A 19,534-nucleotide genomic window follows, 5' to 3' on the forward strand; every position below is an offset into this window, starting at 1 on the left:
TGGCCCGTGCTTGCCGACTCGGGACGCCACTCTATGTAGCGCGCCCGGATCTTGTACAGCCGCGGAGTCTATGCCCCTGTCGAAGACAGGTCACCACCCGTGACGATAGCTGTTACAGGAGTGATCAAAGTGAATATTGATACAACTGTTATTCGGTAGATGCTAACAAACTGCAGACCCTACTTTGCGCCGATAGGCTCATCGCCGATGACTGCCGTCGAGGTCGAAGCTGCCCTGCACACTTCCGCTCCCAGCGCACCCCGAACGAGGCTCCCGCTACGAACCGTCGCGATCATATTGCTCACGGTGTCGGCGGCGACGCGACTGCTGTGGACCGCGCTGTCGGCCAACGGCCTCAACCTCGTCGATCTGCGTGTCTACGTCGACGGTTCGGCAGCGCTGGCCGACAACCAGCTCTACGAATTCAGCACCTCGTTCGGTAGTCCCGACTTTGCGTTGCCTTTCACCTACCCGCCGTTCGCCGCGCTGCTCTTCTATCCGCTGCATCACCTGCCGTTCACAGTCGTCGGCCTTGCGTGGCAGGTGGCGACCATCGGCGCGATGTACCTCGTGGTTCGGATCAGTTTCGAACTGATCGACACCGCTTTGGACGACACCGCGAAAGGTGACAAACGGCCAGACCGCCGCAACGCCACCATGATCTGGTGCGCGGTCGCCCTGTGGACCGAACCCGTGCGAACGACTCTCGAATGCGGGCAGGTCAACGTCTTCATCGTCGCGGCGGTACTCGCTGCTGCGCGAAGCGCCCGCTGGTGGATCAGCGGCGCACTCGTCGGTCTTGTCGCCGGCGTCAAACTCACGCCCGCGATCAGCGGCCTCTACTTTCTCCTCAGACGGCGTCCGGCGACGGTCGGGTGGTCGGCGGTCGCGTTCGCAGCGACGATCGGCCTGAGTTTCGCCCTCATCGGCAACCAGTCACGCGACTACTTCACGAATCTGATCGGCGACGCAACCAGGATCGGTCCAGTCGGGTCGGTCGCGAATCAGTCGCTGCGCGGAGCGTTGAGCCGGTTGGCGGGATACGACGTCGGGACGGGTCCGGCGTGGCTCGTCGGGGTGGCGATCGCGGTTGTCCTCGCCGCGCTTGCCTGGCGTGCGCTCGCTGCGTCGGACGCTCTCGGTGCGTTGCTCGTCGTGCAGTTCCTCGGGCTGGTCGTCTCGCCGATCTCGTGGGCGCACCACTGGGTGTGGGTGACGCCGTTGCTCATCTGGCTGAGCTACGGACCGATGCGGCATCGACGCGGTGCGCGAGCGCTGGCCTGGTACTGGTTTGCGGCCACCGCTCTGGGAGTTCCGTGGGCATTGACGTTGGTTCAGACGTCGGTGTGGGACATCTCACGCCCAGGTGTTCTGGCCTGGCTCGGTGCGGTGAACGTGATCGGCGTGGCAGCGTGGTTCGTCTGGCTCGGCGCGACCCGATGGACCGGTGTGCTCAGCCTTCGGCGAGTCGGTCGATCGCCCGAGCCAGCGCCACATCCAGTTCGGTGAGCCCGCCCTCGGAATGCGTCGACAGTGTGAACGTGACCTTGCGCCAGCGAATATCGATATCGGGATGATGATTCGCCGATTCGGCTTCGACGGCTACCGCGCGAACGAAGTCGATCGCCTCGGGGAAGGTCGGTCGTTCGAAGGTTTTCGTCAGTGTCGCGTCGACCTTCGACCAGTCGTTCAGGTCGGTCAGCGCGGCGGCGATTTCGGGGTCGGTCAACTTGGTTGCCATACCGCATGATGGTGCCATGAACGTCTGCGTGGTGGTTGCCGCAGCGATCGTCGTCGACGGTCGATTGTTGCTTGCGCAGCGACGTCGGCCCGCCGCGCTCGACGGGCTGTGGGAATTGCCTGGCGGCAAGGTCGAACCAGGTGAGACGCCTACGGACGCATTGCGACGCGAGCTGCGTGAAGAGCTCGACATCGAGACCGAGGCGGGCGAGCGAATCGGCGTCGAGGTGCCGTTGGCAGATGGCCTTGTCCTGCGGGCGTATCTGACCGAGATTGTGTCGGGCATCCCTCGCGCGCTGGATCACGCCGCCATCGGCTGGTTCTCGGCAGCCGAATTGCCTGCTGTGGATCTGGTGCCGAACGACCGAATGTGGCTGCCGGATCTGGAGCGGGCGCTGCGCGCCTCGTGAGTCTTTTCGGTGGGCGGGCCCGCCGAAAAGACGCACGAGCCGCGAAGCGGCCTATGCCGCGCGAGCCTTCTTGAGTGCTTTCCGCAGATCTTTGCCCGTCATGCCTGCGCTCTCGGCCTTCTTCATTCGCATGATGACGACCGGGCATTTGAGGCAGCGATTCTTGCTGCGGCAACACTTCTTCTTCGGTTTGAGGCCCGAGACCCTGTCGGCTTTGACCTTGCCCATGTCCGGTTTTCGCTCCTCTTGTGCTGCCCATTTGCCTAGCTGAGCCTACCCTCAATCGGACGGCTGGAAGTTCGGAGCGGTGTTGCGCGGTAGTCTGTTCGTGGCCGTGTAGCCCGAACCGAGCGCAAAAGCGCGTCGTTCGATCTTTCATGTTCCACGGCAGCCCAGAATCCGTGCGATCGACCTTGCGCGGGAGAATCAGCTCAGGAGACCAAGCGTGTCGCGCACTACATTTCGCAACGTCGCCATCGTCGCACACGTCGACCACGGCAAGACCACCCTTGTCGACGCCATGCTTCGCCAATCCGGCGCCTTCGCCGAGCGAGCAGAGCTCGTCGACCGCGTGATGGACTCCGGTGATCTCGAGCGCGAAAAGGGCATCACCATCCTCGCGAAGAACACCGCCGTGCATAAGCACCACGAAGACGGCAGCGTCACTGTCATCAACGTCATCGACACACCCGGCCACGCCGACTTCGGTGGCGAGGTCGAACGTGGACTGTCCATGGTCGACGGCGTCGTGCTGCTCGTCGACGCATCGGAGGGCCCGCTTCCGCAGACCCGCTTCGTGCTGCGCAAGGCGCTTGCGTCGTCGCTGCCGGTGATCCTGGTTGTCAACAAGACGGACCGTCCCGACGCGCGTATCGCCGAAGTTGTCTCGGAAAGCCACGACCTGCTGCTCGACCTGGCGTCGGACCTCGACGACGAAGCCGCGGAAGCTGCGGAGCTCGCGCTCGATCTCCCCGTTCTCTACGCATCGGGCCGTGAAGGCAAGGCGTCGAAGGAGCAGCCCGAAAACGGCCATGCTCCCGACGCGGAGAATCTCGACGCACTCTTCGACGTGCTGCTGAGCTACGTCCCCGCGCCGAAGGGTGATGTCGAAGCACCGCTGCAGGCGCACGTCACGAACCTCGATGCCTCGGCATTCCTCGGTCGGCTCGCGCTCGTTCGTATCCACAACGGCAAGCTCAAGAAGGGCCAGACCGTCGCGTGGATGCACGGCGACGGCATCAAGCAGGTCAAGATCACCGAGTTGCTCGCGACCGAGGGTGTGGAACGCCATCCGGCCGAAGAGGGCGTCGCAGGCGACATCGTCGCCATCGCTGGTATCCCCGAAATCATGATCGGTGACACGCTCGCCGACCCCGAGAATCCGGTTGCACTGAAGCGGATCACGGTCGACGAGCCCGCCATCTCGGTCACCATCGGTATCAACACCTCGCCGCTGGCCGGCCGCAACGGTGGCAAGAAGCTGACCGCTCGCCTGGTCAAGGCTCGCCTCGACTCCGAGCTTGTCGGCAACGTCTCGCTCAAAGTCATCCCGACCGAACGTCCCGACACCTGGGAGGTCCAGGGTCGTGGCGAGTTGGCACTGGCCATTCTCGTCGAGCAGATGCGCCGCGAAGGCTTCGAGCTGACCGTCGGCAAGCCGCAGGTGGTCACCCGTGTCGTCGACGGCAAGGTGCACGAGCCGTTCGAAGAGCTGACTGTCGACGTCCCCGAAGAGCACCTCGGTGGGATCACCCAGCTGCTCGCAGCCCGCAAGGGCAAGATGGTGCAGATGACCAACCACGGATCCGGTTGGGTCCGAATGGAATTCATCGTCCCGTCGCGTGGTCTCATCGGCTTCCGCACCGACTTCCTCACCGACACTCGCGGTACGGGCATCATGAACGCCGTTTTCCACGGCTACGCGCCGTGGGCAGGCGAAATCCGGGCACGGCACACCGGCTCGCTCGTCTCGGACCGTGCGGGCAACGTGACCCCCTACGCCATGACTCAGCTCGCCGATCGTGGCACCTTCTTCGTCGAGCCCGGTTCTGCGACGTACGAGGGCATGGTCGTCGGCATCAACCCGCGCCAGGAAGATCTCGACATCAACGTCACGCGTGAGAAGAAGCTGACGAACATGCGGCAGTCCTCGGCCGACGTCATGGAAACGCTCGCGACACCGATCAAGCTCGATCTCGAAGGTGCGATGGAATTCTGCTCGCAGGACGAGTGTGTCGAGGTCGGACCCGACGTCGTCCGCGTGCGTAAGGTGATGCTCAACGCGACCGAGCGAGCGCGCGATCTGTCGCGTCGTAAGGCTCGCGACAAGGCTGCTCTGTAATCGATGCGGCTCGTGTCGAAGGAGGGTATGTGCAGACTCGGGTAGCGCGACGCATCGCGACGGCAGTTGCCGTCTGTGCGCTGAGCGTCACCGGGTGCACTGCCGATCCTCCTCCACCGATCGAAAGCACCGACAGCCCGAACCCGCCGACCGCGATTGCGACCCGTAATACGGTCGTCGTCGCGATCGACGACGTCGGCGTCGGTTTCAACCCGCATCTGCTCGCCGACCAGTCGCCGACCAACTCCGCTGTGGCGGCGCTCGTTCTACCGAGCCCCTTCCGTCCGGTTGTCGGCGAAGGCGGTCCGGGTACGACGCAGTGGAACCTCGATCCGACCATGATGGTGTCGGCAGACGTGACGTCGCAGGATCCGTTCACGATCACCTACCAGATTCGCAACGAAGCGCAGTGGTCCGACGGAGCACCGATCGCCGCCGAGGATTTTCTCTACCTCTGGCAGCAGATGATCAAAGAGCCCGGAACGGTCGACGCAGCCGGCTATGGACGGATTCGCGATGTCGGGTCCTCCGGCGGCGGCAAGACGGTAACGGTGACGATGGACAGCCCCTACCCGGCGTGGCGCGAACTGTTCACGAACTTGCTTCCCGCGCACCTGGTCAAGGATTCGCCCGGCGGCTTCGCACGCGGACTGGCCGAGAGTATTCCGGTGTCCGGCGGCCATTTTCATATCAAATCGATCGACCGCGGTCGTGACGAAGTTGTTCTCGAACGCAACGATCGATTCTGGGACGCGCCTGCCAAGCCCGACCAGATCCTGATGCGACGCGCGGGAGCGCCTGCGCAGCTTGCGGATTCGATACGGTCCGACGACGCGCAGATCGCCGTCATTCACGGCGGAAACGCGGTGGCTGCGCAACTCTCGGCCATCCCCGAGGTGCGTACGGCAACCATCTTTCAGCCGCGGGTACTGCAGTTGGCGCTCAATGCTCGTGTGGGTGAGCTGACCGACGTACGGGTCCGTGCAGGCGTACTCGGGATGCTCGATCCGGCGCTGCTGGCGACGGTCGGCGCCGGTAGCAGGGCGACGGTCGAACCTGCTCGCGCGCAGATACTTTCGCCGTCGGATGCGGGCTATACGCCGACCGCACCGCCGCAGTTGGACCGCGACCAGGCGTTCGCGTTGCTTGCGTCGGCCGGCTATGTCCGGCAGGACGCGGCGCCGGCCTCGACGAGCCCTGTTCCTGGCGAGATCCCGCCAGGTGTCGGCCGGATCACCAAGGACGGCGATGCGCTGACGTTGCGCATCGGCACTCCCGAGGAAGACGATGTGGCGGCTGCCGTCGCGAGCACGGCCGTCGACCAACTGCGTGCCGCAGGAATCGATGCCTCGACGGTGCGACTACCTGCGTCGGACCTCTACGGCGACGCACTTGTCGATCGGGAGATCGACGCGATCGTCGGCTGGGTTCGCTCTGGTTCCGATCGAGCGACCGCACTGGCGTCGCGTTTCGGATGCTCGCCGACGACCACACCGGGGGCGCCGTCCACTCCCGGCCCCGACACGACTCCGACTCCGTCCGCGCCGCAGGAGGCTCCCAACAGCCGGGCGCCGAGCAATCTGTCCGGTGCGTGTGATCCGTCGCTGCAGCCGGTGATCGATTCGACGTTGCGTGGGCCGGCCGACATCGTTGCCGTTGCGGCGCAACTGGAGCCGAAGCTCTGGGAGTTGTCGACAGTACTGCCGATCCTGCAGGACACGACCGTCGTCGCGGCGGGTTCCGGCGTCGAAGGAGTGTCGCTGACAGGCGCGATCCAAGTCGGCATCTTTGCCGATGCAGACAGTTGGTCCAGGCGGGAAGGGTGACTCCGGCACCAACACCGACTCGACGGCTGCTGCTCGTGCACGCGCACCCCGACGACGAGACCATCACAACCGGTGGCACGATCGCCCACTACACGAGCCTCGGCGTCGAGGTGACAGTCCTGACGTGCACGCTCGGTGAAGAGGGCGAAGTGATCGGCGAGCAGTGGTCGGAGTTGGTTGCCGATCGCGCGAATCAGCTTGGTGGCTACCGGATTCTCGAATTGACTGCGGCTCTTCGCGAACTCGGGGCGAGGAGACCTCGGTTCCTTTCCGCGGCGGGCCGATGGCGGGATTCGGGTATGGCAGGCACCCCGTCGGCAGCCAACCCGCGTGCCTTCGTCAACGCGGACGAGGGGGAGGCCGTCGCCGCACTCGTCGGCGTCATTCGGGAACTGCGTCCTGACGTGGTCGTCGGCTACGACCCTGTCGGTGGTTACGGCCACCCGGATCATATTCAGGCACATCGGATCACGACGGCGGCTGTCGAGGCCGCAGGTACCGATCTTTTCCCGGAAGCCGGCGCTGCATGGGATCCGGCGAAGTTCTACTGGACAGTCGTCGACGCCGGCGAACTCCTGTCGGCGATCGCTGCGATCGAGGTCGTTCCGCCGGAATGGTCGGCACCGCGCATCGACGAACTGTGCACCGTCCCATCGGAATCGGTGACAACCGTGATCGACGTGCAGACGGCGCTCGACGCGAAGCGGTCGGCGCTGCGTGCGCATGCGACCCAGGTGACCGTCGCTGCCAGCGGCACCGAATACGCGTTGTCCAACAACCTGATCGCGCCGATCCTCACCAACGAGCACTACATTCTCGTCCGCGGGCAGATCGGCCCGCTCGGGTCGGACGGCCGTGAACACGACCTGTTCGCAGGGCTACCGGAAGCAGGTTCACTATGAAGCCGGACCTGGTCGGGACCATCGCGCTCGGTGTACTCGTATTCGACGGGTTTCTGGCAGCGATACTTCAAATGCTCTACCTGCCGACCTATCTCGGAGCGACGCCGTTCCCGATCAGTGCGGTTGTCGCGGCGTTCGTCAACGTCGCACTTGTCATGCTCGCGCGAAACGTCAGCGACAGACTGGGTTTCGTCGCCGCGCCGCTGCTCGCGTGGGTGATCGGGTTTCTGCTCGGCATGATGGGCGGGCCGGGTAACGACGTCGTTCTGACCTGGGAGTGGCCGACACTGCTGCTGTTCGCGCTCGGCGTCCTTCCGGCTGCGGGGTTGCTGTACAGATATGCGCAGCAACCGTTTCCAGCTCCAATCACGTCCTAGCAAGTCCGGCAGCCGCAGCTGCATCGGCCAACACCGCCTCCAACATCACTGGCGTCAGACGGCCGGTGAAGGTGTTCTGCTGGCTCACGTGATAGCTGCCGAACACATGCAGCGGACGAGTTCCCGGCAATTCGTAGTGCACGCCGTGGCCGAACTTCGGTCGCGGTTTCGGCACCGTCCAGCCAGCATCGGACAGCACGGGAAGCAAGGCCTGCCAACCGAATCCACCGAGCACGACGACCGCTCGAATCGTCGGTGCCAGCAAACTCAATTCCAGGTCGAGCCAGGTTCTGCAGCGATCGCGCTCGTCGGTCGTCGGTTTGTTGTCCGGGGGAGCGCAGTGCACGGGTGCGGTGATTCGGGTGCCGCGCAGGAGCAGACCGTCGTCGATGGCGACCGAGGTCGGTTGGTTGGCCAACCCCACCGCGTGCAATGCCGCATACAACACGTCACCACTGCGGTCGCCGGTGAACATCCGTCCGGTCCGGTTCGCACCGTGCGCCGCGGGTGCAAGTCCGACGATGAGCAACGCCGCATCGTCGGGTCCGAAACCGGGAACCGCTCGTCCCCAGTACGTCTGTTCGCGGAAGGCAGCGCGTTTTTCGCGGGCGATCTGTTCCCGCCATGTGACGAGGCGTGGACACGCACGACACGTCGCGACTGCAGCATCGAGGTCGGCGATCGAGCGCGGCTTCACCCCTACATCGTGCCTTCGCGTCGTCCGGGGCCGCGGATGCGGTCATAATCTGAGGCATGTTGCTGCAGCCCGATCAACGCATATCGGACTGCGTCGTGCGCGTCGTGCTCGGTCGCGGTGGCACAAGCACGGTCTATCTTGCGGAGAACACACGTACGGGTGAGCTGGAAGCGCTGAAGATTCTCAACCCCGACGTCGTTGTGCACGAGGCGGTCCGGGCACGGTTTCGGTGCGAATTCGACATCGCGAAGATGCTCGAGCATCCGAACATCGTCGACGTCCACGATTTCGGCGACTACGACGGTCAGCAGTGGATGACGATGCAGTACATCTTCGGCGTAAGCGGCACAGCCTTGATTCCGCGACCGCGGGCCCGTCCGGACCTGGCGCTCGTGCTCGGGGTGCTTGCGCAGATGGCTGCGGGACTGGACTACGCGCACGCGCGGGGTGTGCTGCATCGGGACGTGAAGCCGTCGAATTTTCTTATCGCACATGCGGCTCCGCGTAACGCGGTGCTGACCGATTTCGGGATCGCCCGCATGATCGACAACACCCGACCGCGCGGGCTGAGCGGCCACATCGTCGGATCGCTGCCCTACGCAGCACCGGAAGTCCTGCAGGCTCAACCGCTTTCGGTTGCGACCGACGTCTATGCGCTCGCGTCGTCGACCGTCGAGCTGTTGACCGGTAAGCCGCCGTTTCCGCTGCCGAACATGTTCGCGATCACCAGTGCGCAGATCTCCTCGCCGCCACCGGTGCTGTCACGCCGTCGCCGGTGGATACCTGCGACGGTCGATCCGATCATCAGCCGCGCGTTGGCGAAGCAGCCAGGGCAGCGCTACACCTCGTGCAGCGAGTTCGTCGAACTCGTCACTCACGCCCTTCGCGGGTTCTACTGACGCCTACTCCGTGCTTGCGGGAAACAGCGATACAACCGTGCTTTCGACGATGCGTAGGTGGTCCGACATCGCGTTGGCCGCGCCTTCGTAGGAGCCGTCGGCAATGGCGTCGAGTATGACGCGATGCTCGACACCCGATGCCTGCTGCCGTTTGGACAGCTTGTTGATCATCTTCGACTGTTGGGACAGCGCGTCGCGAAGTTCGCCGACAACGGCCGCGAACACACCGTTGCCGCTTGCCGCCGCGATCGCGAGGTGGAACTCGCCGTCGAGTCGAACCCATTCGGCGGGATCGGTTTCCGCATCCATCTTGTCGACCAGCTCGCGTAGTTGGGCGAGTTGTACATCGGTTCGGCGTAGTGCGGCGAAGCCGGCGGCGGGCACCTCGATGTGGGGTCGGGCTTCGCGGAGCGCCCCTGCCGAGTACTCGCCGAACACCGGCTCGGATCGAGGGCGATCGGAGATGACGAAAGTGCCTTTGCCGGTGTGTGTTTCGGTAAATCCCAGTGCGGTGCTCGAGCGTAGGGCCTCGCGAACGACGGATCGACTGACGCTGTAGCGGGCAGAAAGCGTTGCTTCGGCAGGCAGTTTGGTTCCGACGGGCAGGTCACCGTTCTCGATTGCGGCTCGGAGATCGGCAAGTACAGCCTCTGCTGCACCGACGCGTGACGAGGTCGGCTGTCGGTCGGCCCAGCTGTCGGACAGGTTCATGTGTGAACTTTTGCTCATCATTACTCCCAGGTCAACCCGACTTCCAGAATATGTCGCTCAGGTTCTACTCAGGTATTGACTCCCGTCCATGTGTCGTACACCATATGAGACGTGAACCTGTCTGACAGCCTGACAGTCGGTCATCTGACGATGTCGTTCGCCGACACCATGTCCAGAGGCGAACTTGTGGACGCCTGGGCGTCGATCGCGACCGAAGCCGCAGAAGTCGCGGCGCTGCGCGCAGCCCCCGAGCAGATCCGCTCACTCGGTGAACTCGGCCGGTTGCTCGGCGCCGAAAGAGACCCAGAAGTCTGGGAAAGTCTGCTTGCCGCAACGTATGCCGGATTGATCGAATCCAGCGGCAACGACGTCCTCGACGTGGTTGCCTATGAACTGTGGAACGCGTTGACTCGTCACGTGGACATCGCCGCCGCACTCTGGCCGATCCGCGAAGGGATGCACCAGGGACTCGAAGCGGTGATAGACCGTATCGCTGCAAGCGATCCGGACTCGGCTGTCGCAGGCATGCACGCGCTTGTCAGTGCGACACGTGGCGCGGTTGCGAACTCGGCGGTGGATGTCGCATGAATCCGACTGGGCCGCAAAGCCGAACGGCATCACTCGTGCCGCGCGACCACCCTGTCGTCGACCCTGATCGCAAGAACGATGGCTTCGCCACTGACCGCCGACCAGTGGTAGGGCACACCTGCCGCACACACGACGCTGGCACCCGCGTCGAGGCGATGGACCTGCGGACCGCTCGGCGGTGTGACGGTGATGTCGACATCGCCGCGGGCAACGTAGAGAACGCAATCGTGCCGGTGCCGCACGGGCACAGTTTCCCCGCCCTCGCGGCGTCGGGACTCGACGACGTTCACCTCGCCACCGCGGGGGTTGAGCGATCGATCGCCATCGTCGAACAACGGCGGTGCGGAAGTGATTTCGACGATTCGGCCGGCGTCCGCGGCGCCGATGATGTCGATGGTGGCGCACTCCAGTGCGGCCGCGATGAGCGCGAGCGACGCCAACGACGGGTTCGCGCGGTTGTTTTCGACTTGACTCAGGAACGGCGCGGACAAGCCACTGCGTTCGCTGAGTTGAGTCAACGTCAGGGAGCGCTCTCGGCGCATAGTGCGTATCGCTCGGCCGAGTTGCTGGCCGCCGACCGTCCGTACCGAACGGTCTCGAGTCAGGTCACTCATTCTTTACACACATTCTCTTCCCGAACTCTCCATGACGAACTACGTTGTCAAAACTATAGAGCCATCAAACGTTTGACCAACCCAGTTTCGACCACCACCGTTTCGACCACCGCTGTTTCTACCAGGGCGATCCCGACCATCTTGCGAGGACAACAATGACCGCAACGCCGACAACCGGGTACGACAATTCATCCCTTGCCCACGAGGACGAGGGATATCACAAGGGTCTCAAGCCACGTCAGCTCCAGATGATCGCGATCGGCGGAGCGATCGGCACCGGCCTCTTTATGGGAGCAGGCAGCCGTTTGCACGAGGCGGGCCCCGGTCTCTTCCTCGTCTATGCCGTCTGTGGCGTGTTCGTGTTCCTGATCCTGCGATGTCTCGGTGAGCTCGTTCTGCACCGACCGTCGTCGGGATCGTTCGTCTCCTACGCCCGCGAATTCTTCGGTGAGAAGTCCGCGTTCGTCGCAGGCTGGTTGTACTTCTTCAACTGGGCGATGACAGCCATCGTCGACGTCACCGCAATCGCGCTCTACATCCACTACTGGGGGATGTTCGACGTCATTCCGCAGTGGCTGATCGCCTTGATCGCACTGATTCTGGTGCTCGGGATGAACATGATCTCGGTCAAGGTGTTCGGCGAGATGGAGTTCTGGGCCGCACTGATCAAGGTCGTCGCACTTATGACGTTCCTCGTCGTCGGACTTGTGTTCCTCGGCGGGCGCTACAAGATCGAGGGCCAGGACACCGGCTTCACGATCCTGCGAGACAACGGCGGTTTGTTCCCAGAAGGAATCTGGTCACTGATCGTCGTGACGACGGGCGTCATCTTCGCTTACGCCGCAGTCGAACTGGTCGGCACAGCAGCTGGTGAAACCGAGAATCCGGCGAAGATCATGCCGCGTGCCATCAACTCGGTGATCGCCCGTATCGCGGTCTTCTACGTCGGCTCGCTCGTGCTGCTCGCACTGCTGCTGCCGTACACCGTGTACCAGGCAGGTACCAGTCCGTTCGTGTCGTTCTTCTCACGCATCGGCGTTCCCGCTGCAGGCGGCATCATGAACCTGGTCGTGTTCACCGCTGCATTGTCCAGCCTCAACGCCGGCCTCTACTCCACCGGGCGCATCCTGCGTTCGATGGCAATGAACGGCAGCGCACCGGCATTCACCGGAAAGATGAACAAAAACGGTGTGCCATTCGGCGGTATCGCGCTGACCGGCGTGATCACGCTGTTCGGCATCGTGCTCAACCTGATCGTTCCTGCAGAAGCGTTCAACATCGCACTCGACCTGGCTGCGCTCGGCATCATCTCGTCGTGGGCCATGATCGTCGCGTGCCAGATCCAGATGTACCGGTGGGCACAGAAGGGCATCTTGACGCGACCAGCGTTCCGGACGCCGCTCGCGCCGTATTCGAGTTACGCGACGCTCATCTTCCTCGGCGCGGTCACCGTTCTTATGTGTTACGAGAACGTGTGGAACTTCTACGCAATTCTGATCATCATCCCGTCGTTGATCGGCGGCTGGTATCTCGTGCGCGACAAGGTGATGAGGGTCGCGCAGGAGCGGGTCGGCTACACCGGTGAATACCCGGTCGTGGCGAACCTGCCGGTGGAGGGTGACGAGAAGAACTAGGTACCGAAGCGCAACGTCACCAGTTGGAAAGGCCGAAGGCGCAACGTGATTGCGCCTTCGGCACCTTCCGTTGCAGGGCCATCGGTGGTCCGCTCCAACAGGTCGGTGCACTCGAAAGCGGAGTAGTCGAACCCCGCGGTCAGCGTCGTATCTGCTCTGCCACCGCGAGATTCGTACAGTCTGACGATCACGTCACCGCTGCGATCCTCCGCCAGCTTCACCGCCTCGACGACGACGGCCGGATTCGACACGCGTACAAGCGGTTCCACCGAGGACTCGGTGCCGCGAACAGTTCGCGGCCGCAGATTCATTCGATAGCCCTCCGCGACCGCGTCGGCGATGGTAGCGCCGGGACTTATCGACACCCGCAAGACATGGTGCCCGAGATCGGCCGTCGGATCGGGATAGTGCGGCGCACGCAACAGCGACAGGCGGATCGTCGTCGTCGTTCCGCCGTCGTCGCGGGTGCGTCGCCCGATGTCGTGGCCGTAGGTCGAATCATTGGCCACCGCAACGCCGTAACCCGGTTCGCCGACATGCACCCAGCGGTGCGCGCAGATCTCGAACTTCGCGACATCCCATGAGGTGTTCGAATGTGTCGGCCGAAAGACGTGCCCGAACTGCGTTTCCGACGCGCTGCGATCGGCGTGGACGTCGACAGGAAATGCCAGCTTGAGCAACTTCTGGCTTTCCTGCCAGTCGATGTCGTTGACGATCTCGAGAGCAGCCGAACCCGCCCCGAGCCGGAGTCGTTGCGTGATTCTCGACTTCCCGAACACCCGCTCGACGACCACCTCGTCGCCGTCGACCGACAGGTTTTCGACCGTTGTCAGATCGGTGACGTTGCGACGATAGAACTCGTCGATGTCCCAGGCGTCCCACTGATTCGGGATGTCACGATGTAGCTGCAGCAGATTGCCGACCGTGCCTGGCGCTATCGCTTCGCGTCCGGTCGCGTAGTCCGTCAGAGACGTGATCAGACCTTTCGCCGAGATCACCGCGCGAAGCACGCCGTTGTCGAGAACGTACCCACGGCGATACTTCTGCGGGACGACCGCGTCGGCCGGCTCGGCGATGCCTGCGCCGAGGCTTGCGACGCCGTCGCGTTCGTATGGTCCCGCGTTGAAGGTCAATGCCTTTCGGCCGCGGCCGGTGCCCTTGCCGCCACCGATACCGCTAAGTGTTGCGAGCGCGGCGGCGATCACCTTCTCCAGCCGCCCTGCGATGGCCGCGTAGTTGCGTTCTGCGTCGTGGTGTACCCACGCGATCGAACTGCCGGGCAGAATGTCGTGGAATTGCTGCAGCAGCACCAGGTGCCAGATCTCCTCGAGTTCGGCATATGGATACTCGACACCGGCCCTGACGCTCGCCGTAGCTGCCCAGAGTTCGGCCTCGCGCAGCAAGTGTTCGCTACGCCGGTTGCCCTGCTTCGTATTCGCCTGTGTCGTATAGGTTCCGCGGTGGATCTCGAGATACAGCTCGCCGGACCACACAGGGGGAGTCGGGTATTCCGCCTCGGCTCGGCGGAAGAAGTCGATCGGGGTGCCGAGTTCCATTGTCGGAGAACCTTCGAGCGATCGGACACGCTCGGTGACGGCCAGCATCTCCCGGGTCGCGCCACCACCGCCGTCGCCGTACCCGAACGGGATCAGCGAGACGGTGCCGACGCCCTGCTCGCGATAGTTGCTCTGCGCGTGCGCGAGGTCGTTGGCGTGCAACTCCGAGTTGTACTTGTCGACCGGCGGAAAATGAGTGAAGACTCGGGTGCCGTCGATACCTTCCCAGGCAAAGGTGTGGTGCGGCATCCTGTTGGTCTGATTCCAGGAGATCTTCTGCGTCAGAAAGTAGTCGGCACCAGCCGATTTGACGATCTGCGGCAGAGCAGCGGAGTAGCCGAACGAGTCGGGCAGCCACGCCTCTAGCGTGTCGAGGCCGAACTCGTCGAGAAAGAAGCGTTTGCCTGCGACGAACTGTCGCGCCATCGCTTCACCGCCCGGCATGTTCGTGTCGGCCTCGACCCACATGCTGCCGACCGGAATGAACTGGCCTGCACGAACTTTGGCCTTGATGCGAGTGAAAAGCTCGGGGTAGTGCTCCTTGATCCAGGCGAACTGCTGAGCCGATGAGCAGGCGAAGGTGAAGTCCGGGTAGCGGTCCATCAGGTCGACCATGTTCGAAAACGTGCGCGCACATTTGCGGATCGTCTCTCGAATCGGCCACAGCCACGCGGAGTCGATGTGTGCGTGGCCGACGGCGATCAGGTTGTGCGCGCTCGCATATGCGGGCTTGGCGAACGCCTCGGCCAATGCTGCCCGACCCGCTGCCGCTGTACCCGCGACATCCTCGGGGTCGACGATGTCGAGCATGCGCTCGAACGCCCGCAGGATCTCGTGCCTGCGCGGCAGATCGACGGGCAGTGCGTGCATCAGCCCGCCGAGGACGGCGATGTCCTGCTGCAATTCCCAAACCACGGTGTTGCGCAGTGCGAACTGCACTCGCGCTAGCTTGTAGATCGGACCGTCGCCCGCGGTTGCCTTGTCGCCCAACGCTGTCGGCCGGAATCCGGAGATCCCGATGTCGGGATTCGCTGCAGCTTCGATGTAGACGTCGAGTGGTTGACGGTGATCGACAGGCACGTACGCGTTGTACGGCGAAATCGCCTTGACGGTACTGCCGTCGGGTCGAAACACCAGACCCTCGGCGTTGAATCCCGGCCCGCCCGTGAAGCCGGGGTCGACGAGCAACTCGGTGGCGAGGCCGCGGGGGAGCCTGCCCCGTGCGTCGAGCCATTCCTCGGGGATGGACCCGGTTGCGTGGATCCACATCGTTCCCCACGGTTTGCCCCATGCGGTCCCGATGTCGATCGGCGAATACTTCTGCCGCACCGCGTCGGCGAACGGCACGGGCTCGTCGGGGACGGTCCACGCGGTGATCGTCACCGGAGCGAAGGCCTGATAGACGGCCGGCGTCACGCGTTCGTCGTTGAATCGAGCGAGGCGTCCTTCGACAAGCTGGCGGTTGTCGTGCATGGCCCGACCCTAGCTTTATCGGTCGGCACGCACCCAGATATCGCCTGCACCGGGCGTGACGGCGTCGACGAGTGCCCAGGCATCGCCGATCGGCAGGTCGAGGACCTCGTAGTGCCGTTTTCCAGCCGCCGTCGCCGCGACGATCGTTGCCACGCCCGCTCGTCGTTGAAAGAAGCTCTGCCGAACCGTCCAGCCGATGATTCCCGCGGACTCCAGGCAGTCGCGATCTCGATCGAGCGAACCGCTCTGTGTGACAAGCCAACCGGGCAGTATCACGTGACCGAGGCCGCGATAGCGGTCCCAGGCCAGCCCTATCGCCGCGACGGTGGCAACGACCATGGCGATCCAGACGTACCAGGGGACGTCCCACCCAGCGACCTGTGCGACGAGCAACCCGACGACAACGGCGACGAGTGGCAGCAGGGCCCGGGTGAACCTGCGGCGCAGCGCAATCGGTCCGTGCGAGGTGAGTGCTGCTGTGCCCTGTGTCGCGTCGCCGATCAACTGTGCGAGCACACGACGAGCCTGCGCCGCTGGTGCTTGCGGCAGCACAAGCGAGGACTCCTGCTTCTCCGCGCTCACGCCGGTCATGATGCCGTCGAGGTTCGCGCCACCCGCGAGGCGTAGCAGCAGAGGCTCTTTCAATGTTGCGCCGCGCAGCCGAGCCCGATCCAACGAGGTCTGCCGGGTCTTGAGCAATCCGTGATTGACGTGGAGGACGCGACCGTCGTCGATCACCTCCAAACCGCCGTAGGTCAGCAGGTAGCGGACGCACGCGAAGATGCTGGCAAGCAGCAGGAGCAGCAGCAGGCCGACGACCACGACGACGACAATTCCGAAACGTGCTCCTGCGTCGACACTGTCGGACACGACGCTGGAGTCTGCGATGCGCTGACCGAGGCCGTATTGGAAGGCGATGCCGACAGCCGCGAGGATTGCAACGACGCCGGTCGAGGAAAACGGCGCGTACTTGACCCAACTCGGTGAGAAGTGCGCGATTTCTGTTGCGGCGACCGGTGGTTGGGCCTTGTCCAGCGAATCAGTCTCCTGCGGAGCGGGTTTGGTCAGTAGCGCGGCCCGCAGGCCGGGTACGAGCGACGCATCGAGGGCGTTCAGCAGAAATTTCTCGTCACCGGTCCCGGCTTGTGTACCTGTGCCGATCCGCACAATGGAGAGCCCGAGCACCCTGTGCAGCAGGCTTGCCTCGGAGTCGACGGAGCGAATCCGGGTGCGCGGTATCGACAGCAACTTCTTCTGGAACAGTCCGGTGCGAAGCTCGATGTGAACCGCGCCGATGCGATAACTCGTTGTGAACCAGCGCAATAGAGCAAACGTCACGATTACCGCAAGTGCGACGAGGCTCCACATGTGGTTGCCGCTCTGAGCCCCGATGAAGAAGGACGCAAGCAGCACGGGCAGGAATTTGACTGCCTCGTTCACCGGATGGACCAGCAGCATGCGCTTGTCCAACCGCAGCCACGGCTGCTCCTGTTCGGCGGCGATGGCTTCCGATCCCGAAGCTTCGTCGGGCACCAGGTCTGTCATGTCTCGAAACTACCGGCTTCGATGCCGTCGAGTAGTCGAGCAAGCCCGAAAGCGTGAGCGCCCGACATCGCCTGCTCCGTCGACGAATCGAACCCACCCGCGTTCCAGACAGCGTTCATCGTCGGGTGACGTTTCGGGTCGAAGTAATCCCGCCAGAGCCGGTCGCGATCGCCCCACCAGGCGTCGTTCGTCTGGCCCGTTCGTCGTTCGAGGTCGGCCGCTTCGCTCTCGGTCGCCGCCGTTGCCGTGACGAATGTCGTGATGGCCTCCGCGGCTGCAGTTGTCTCGCGTGCGCTCAGCTGCAGGTCGACAAGCGTCGAGAGCACGTATTCGCTGTCGGCGAGCATGCCGGGGCCGATCGGCGGACGGACGGTCGAAATCTGGCCGAGCCACGGATGCTGGTGGTACTGGGCGAGTGTGGCCTTCGCGTAGAGCTCGATCTGCTCGCGCCACGAGGCGGGGCGTGGTTCGCCGGGCGCAGGCAACGCCTTTGCTACCAGGAGCGCGTCGACCATCAGGTCGAGCAGTTCGCCCTTCGATGGCGCGTACGTATACAACGTCATCGTTCCTACGCCGAGGGCAGTGGCGACCCGGTTCATGGACACCGCCGCGAGGCCGTCGGCGTCGGCGATGGCGATGGCTGTGCCCACAACGTCGTCGACCGTCAGCTTCGGTCTACGCCCGGCTGCCGGCCGATCGGGAGAGGTCGCATGATGTCGCCACAGCAGCGGCAGGATCCGGTCGGGATCGCCGGTACCGCTGTGTTCCATTGCCACAACCTTCCCTGTCCGCCTGATTTTCGTATACCCTACGACAAGAACTGAATTCGTATGTCATACGACAAAGGGGTGTCCATGAAGGTGCTGGTCACAGGCGCGACACGCAACGTCGGCAGGCTGGTCGTCGATGAACTGCTGCGCCTCGGCGCAACCGACGTGCGGGCCCTGACGACAGATCCAGAGAGCGCTGCCCTGCCGGCGGAGGTCGACGTCGTGACCGGATTCGTCGGCCGACTCGACACGCTGGAACAAGCGCTGCGCGGCGTCGACGTGCTTTACCTCGCGCCGCATCCGCCGACCGTGACGGACGCAGTCGCGCTGGCGGAACAGGCGGGCGTGGGCCGCATCGTCGACCTCGCCGGTGCCGTCGGGACGGGATGGGAGCCGATCGAGACGGCGGTCGAAGCGTCCTCGCTGGGGTGGACGCATCTCGAACCCGGCGAATTTATGGACAACTACCTGATGTGGTCCGATCAGATCCGAACGACTGACCGCGTACGCGACGGCTATCGCGCCGCGGCCAATGCGGCCATCGACCTGTCCGACATTGCCGCGGTCGCCGCCCATGCCATCCTCGACGATTCCCACGTCGGCAAGTCTTACGAGCTGACCGGTCCGGAGTGCCTGCGCCGCGACGAGAAGCTCGCGGCGATCGCCTCCGTCCTCGGGCGCGAGATCTCCTACGTCGAACTCGACCACGAGGCCGCGGTAGCCGAGTTGGCAGCAGGCATGGGCGAATACGCCCGCTGGTACGTCGACGGGGTGGCGTCGCTGGTCGAGGCACCGCAACTCGCGGTCCAGACCGTAGCCGAGATCACCGGCAGGCCAGGAACGACGTTCGCGCAATGGGCCGCTGCCAATGTCGCGGCGTTTCGCTGAATCAGGTTGCGTCGCTGGTGTTTCTGGCCGCGATCTCGGTGAGCTGCGCGACGGTGCGATCGGCGACCTCGTTGTCCAACGCGGTTATCTTGACCGCCCCGGCCGACGATGCGGTCGTCACCGTGACTGTGGCCAAGCCGAGCATCCGACCGATAGGTCCACGCTCGGTGTCGACGGTCTGGACGCGGGAGATCGGAGCGATGCGGCGCTCCTGCGTGAACCAGCCGGTTCGGGTGTAGACCGCGGTGTCGCTCACCTCCCAGCGATGGACCGCATACCGCCACATCGGCACGCCACCGATGTGAGCAGCAGCGAGGACCACGCTCGCGGCGAACACTCCAACGTGTACCGCCGACGTAGCGTCGCCGTCGACGATTGCCCATACGATCTGAGCGACGAAGGGGACAACCCACAGCAGAGCCGCGTTGATGGCCCACAGCGCTTTGGCCTTCGGGCTCGGTCGCCAGGCGGGGTCGGCCATCGTCACGGTCGGAGTCACAGCGTCACGATCGGAGTCATACAGCCATCGTCCACGATCGTGCGCGGACCTGGGGAACGACCCT

19 protein-coding genes are annotated in these 19,534 nt (G+C 64.0%); 10 read left to right on the forward strand and 9 right to left on the reverse strand.

Annotated features, from left to right (window positions below; genetic code table 11):
- The first annotated feature begins 207 nt into the window (after positions 1–207).
- On the forward strand, positions 208–1,509 hold the full coding sequence (locus JGU71_RS18515) for a mannosyltransferase (RefSeq protein WP_199705776.1): 1,302 nt from the start codon (positions 208–210) through the stop codon (positions 1,507–1,509).
- Here JGU71_RS18515 and JGU71_RS18520 read toward each other — a convergent pair.
- Complete coding sequence (locus JGU71_RS18520; protein ID WP_199705777.1) at positions 1,454–1,741, reverse strand: 4a-hydroxytetrahydrobiopterin dehydratase; 288 nt, start codon at positions 1,739–1,741, stop codon at positions 1,454–1,456. The genes JGU71_RS18515 and JGU71_RS18520 overlap by 56 nt on opposite strands.
- A gap of 16 nt (positions 1,742–1,757) precedes the next feature.
- Between JGU71_RS18520 and JGU71_RS18525 the strand changes: the two genes are divergently transcribed.
- Positions 1,758–2,150: a (deoxy)nucleoside triphosphate pyrophosphohydrolase gene (locus JGU71_RS18525; RefSeq protein ID WP_199705778.1), complete on the forward strand. Its 393-nt coding sequence runs from the start codon at positions 1,758–1,760 to the stop codon at positions 2,148–2,150.
- A 51-nt stretch (positions 2,151–2,201) separates the two neighbouring features.
- Here the strand turns inward: JGU71_RS18525 and JGU71_RS18530 are convergent, their stop codons facing one another.
- Positions 2,202–2,378: a hypothetical protein gene (locus JGU71_RS18530; RefSeq protein WP_199705779.1), complete on the reverse strand. Its 177-nt coding sequence runs from the start codon at positions 2,376–2,378 to the stop codon at positions 2,202–2,204.
- A 217-nt stretch (positions 2,379–2,595) separates the two neighbouring features.
- Between JGU71_RS18530 and typA the strand changes: the two genes are divergently transcribed.
- The 4 genes from typA to JGU71_RS18550 are packed head-to-tail and all read left to right on the forward strand — an operon-like array spanning position 2,596 to position 7,596.
- Positions 2,596–4,491, forward strand: coding sequence for a translational GTPase TypA (typA, locus tag JGU71_RS18535; RefSeq protein WP_199705780.1), 1,896 nt, complete (start codon positions 2,596–2,598; stop codon positions 4,489–4,491).
- A gap of 29 nt (positions 4,492–4,520) precedes the next feature.
- A complete protein-coding gene (locus JGU71_RS18540) occupies positions 4,521–6,317 on the forward strand; it encodes an ABC transporter family substrate-binding protein (protein ID WP_199705781.1) in 1,797 nt (598 codons plus the stop codon).
- Positions 6,314–7,219, forward strand: a complete 906-nt coding sequence (mshB, locus tag JGU71_RS18545; RefSeq protein WP_199705782.1) for an N-acetyl-1-D-myo-inositol-2-amino-2-deoxy-alpha-D-glucopyranoside deacetylase — start codon at positions 6,314–6,316, stop codon at positions 7,217–7,219. Before JGU71_RS18540 ends, mshB begins: the two co-directional genes overlap by 4 nt.
- The gene (locus tag JGU71_RS18550) at positions 7,216–7,596 is read left to right on the forward strand and encodes a hypothetical protein (RefSeq protein WP_199705783.1); all 381 of its coding nucleotides are present in this window, start codon (positions 7,216–7,218) and stop codon (positions 7,594–7,596) included. Before mshB ends, JGU71_RS18550 begins: the two co-directional genes overlap by 4 nt.
- Here the strand turns inward: JGU71_RS18550 and JGU71_RS18555 are convergent.
- On the reverse strand, positions 7,586–8,293 hold the full coding sequence (locus JGU71_RS18555; protein WP_199705784.1) for a uracil-DNA glycosylase: 708 nt from the start codon (positions 8,291–8,293) through the stop codon (positions 7,586–7,588). The genes JGU71_RS18550 and JGU71_RS18555 overlap by 11 nt on opposite strands.
- A 56-nt stretch (positions 8,294–8,349) precedes the next feature.
- On the opposite strand from JGU71_RS18555, the gene JGU71_RS18560 reads away from it, so the two are divergent.
- A complete protein-coding gene (locus JGU71_RS18560) occupies positions 8,350–9,192 on the forward strand; it encodes a serine/threonine-protein kinase (RefSeq protein WP_199705785.1) in 843 nt (280 codons plus the stop codon).
- Positions 9,193–9,195: 3 nt separating this feature from the next.
- On the opposite strand, the gene JGU71_RS18565 is transcribed toward JGU71_RS18560, so the two are convergent.
- Positions 9,196–9,903, reverse strand: a complete 708-nt coding sequence (locus tag JGU71_RS18565) for a FadR/GntR family transcriptional regulator (protein ID WP_199706070.1) — start codon at positions 9,901–9,903, stop codon at positions 9,196–9,198.
- Between the two features lie 111 nt (positions 9,904–10,014).
- On the opposite strand from JGU71_RS18565, the gene JGU71_RS18570 reads away from it, so the two are divergent.
- Positions 10,015–10,491, forward strand: coding sequence for an FCD domain-containing protein (locus JGU71_RS18570; RefSeq protein WP_199705786.1), 477 nt, complete (start codon positions 10,015–10,017; stop codon positions 10,489–10,491).
- A 29-nt stretch (positions 10,492–10,520) separates the two neighbouring features.
- Here JGU71_RS18570 and JGU71_RS18575 read toward each other — a convergent pair whose 3' ends face one another.
- Positions 10,521–11,105 (reverse strand): helix-turn-helix domain-containing protein, encoded by a 585-nt coding sequence (locus JGU71_RS18575; protein ID WP_199705787.1) that lies wholly within the window; start codon positions 11,103–11,105, stop codon positions 10,521–10,523.
- A gap of 155 nt (positions 11,106–11,260) precedes the next feature.
- Between JGU71_RS18575 and JGU71_RS18580 the strand changes: the two genes are divergently transcribed.
- The gene (locus tag JGU71_RS18580) at positions 11,261–12,739 is read left to right on the forward strand and encodes an amino acid permease (RefSeq protein WP_199705788.1); all 1,479 of its coding nucleotides are present in this window, start codon (positions 11,261–11,263) and stop codon (positions 12,737–12,739) included.
- On the opposite strand, the gene JGU71_RS18585 is transcribed toward JGU71_RS18580, so the two are convergent.
- Genes JGU71_RS18585 through JGU71_RS18595 form a run of 3 tightly spaced genes read right to left on the reverse strand, consistent with a single transcriptional unit; the run spans position 12,736 to position 18,083 of the window.
- Positions 12,736–15,768 carry an alpha-mannosidase gene (locus JGU71_RS18585; RefSeq protein WP_199705789.1) on the reverse strand — a complete coding sequence of 1,011 codons (3,033 nt, stop codon included), beginning with the start codon at positions 15,766–15,768 and terminating at the stop codon, positions 12,736–12,738. The two genes, JGU71_RS18580 and JGU71_RS18585, sit on opposite strands and share 4 nt — an antisense overlap.
- A 15-nt stretch (positions 15,769–15,783) precedes the next feature.
- Positions 15,784–17,313, reverse strand: a complete 1,530-nt coding sequence (locus tag JGU71_RS18590; RefSeq protein ID WP_199705790.1) for a PH domain-containing protein — start codon at positions 17,311–17,313, stop codon at positions 15,784–15,786.
- A complete protein-coding gene (locus JGU71_RS18595) occupies positions 17,310–18,083 on the reverse strand; it encodes a TetR/AcrR family transcriptional regulator (RefSeq protein ID WP_199705791.1) in 774 nt (257 codons plus the stop codon). Before JGU71_RS18595 ends, JGU71_RS18590 begins: the two co-directional genes overlap by 4 nt.
- Positions 18,084–18,143: 60 nt before the next feature.
- Here JGU71_RS18595 and JGU71_RS18600 point away from each other — a divergent pair, with 60 nt between their 5' ends.
- Positions 18,144–18,971 (forward strand): NAD(P)H-binding protein, encoded by an 828-nt coding sequence (locus JGU71_RS18600; RefSeq protein WP_307829717.1) that lies wholly within the window; start codon positions 18,144–18,146, stop codon positions 18,969–18,971.
- Between the two features lies 1 nt (position 18,972).
- Here JGU71_RS18600 and JGU71_RS18605 read toward each other — a convergent pair whose 3' ends face one another.
- A complete protein-coding gene (locus tag JGU71_RS18605) occupies positions 18,973–19,452 on the reverse strand; it encodes a PH domain-containing protein (protein ID WP_199706072.1) in 480 nt (159 codons plus the stop codon).
- Between the last annotated feature and the right edge of the window lie 82 nt (positions 19,453–19,534).

It is taken from the genome of Antrihabitans stalagmiti, from assembly GCF_016482825.1.
Lineage (GTDB): Bacteria > Actinomycetota > Actinomycetes > Mycobacteriales > Mycobacteriaceae > Antrihabitans > Antrihabitans stalagmiti.